This is a genomic window from [Clostridium] citroniae WAL-17108, from assembly GCF_000233455.1.
Classification (GTDB): domain Bacteria; phylum Bacillota; class Clostridia; order Lachnospirales; family Lachnospiraceae; genus Enterocloster; species Enterocloster citroniae.
Genome location: NZ_JH376456.1, coordinates 1 through 622, shown reverse-complemented (window position 1 = coordinate 622; position 622 = coordinate 1). Strand labels below are relative to the sequence as shown.

The 622-nt window shown below is 37.1% G+C and carries 1 protein-coding gene; it reads right to left on the bottom strand.

Annotation, left to right across the window (positions count from 1 at the left end; translation table 11 throughout):
* Nucleotides 1-252: 252 nt before the first annotated feature.
* Nucleotides 253-622 (bottom strand): holo-ACP synthase (locus HMPREF9469_RS30420; protein ID WP_007871917.1); only part of this gene is annotated, 370 nt, incomplete at its 5' end.

The following is a 622-nucleotide window of genomic DNA, read 5'->3' as shown; positions in this document are numbered from 1 at the left end:
ATTGGGACAAATGCTTATTATAATCGACATTATTTCCGGCTGCACATAATTGTTTTGACATTGCATCATTTTCATCACTGCTAATGTCTGGTTTCGATGGACTTAAATAACAGAAGCGGCCGTATTGCCCAGTTTTCTGTGGGTTAGCCGTGCGATAAGCTAAAAGCCAACACAACGGCTTACAATGCATTACAAGGGTTAATTCAGGTTACCATATTCATGCTTCTCTGTATTACATTTCAGTCGAATCTTCTATTCCGCAAATGCCATTGACACAATAGTCCTTCTCTCATAAGACACGGACAAAAGAATCTGCGATATGCCGTTTTTATCTGCGATCTCTTTTATTCTTCCATACAGAGAAACAAATAGAATACCATTTGAGTCTGTCAAGATTTCTATCTCTTGAAAGCTTCGTATACCCTCAAATGTATGTAAACTTTTGTATACTGCTTCCTTTAATGAAAACCTCTTAGCAAAAGCAATATACTGATTTTCCTGTTTCAGAACTTCTTCAATTTCCTTTTCTGTAAACTGTCTTATGAATCCCCGCATTTGACTATCTACCATTGGCTCTACTCTTCCAGTTTCAAGAATATCAATTCCTATACCCTTCATGCCA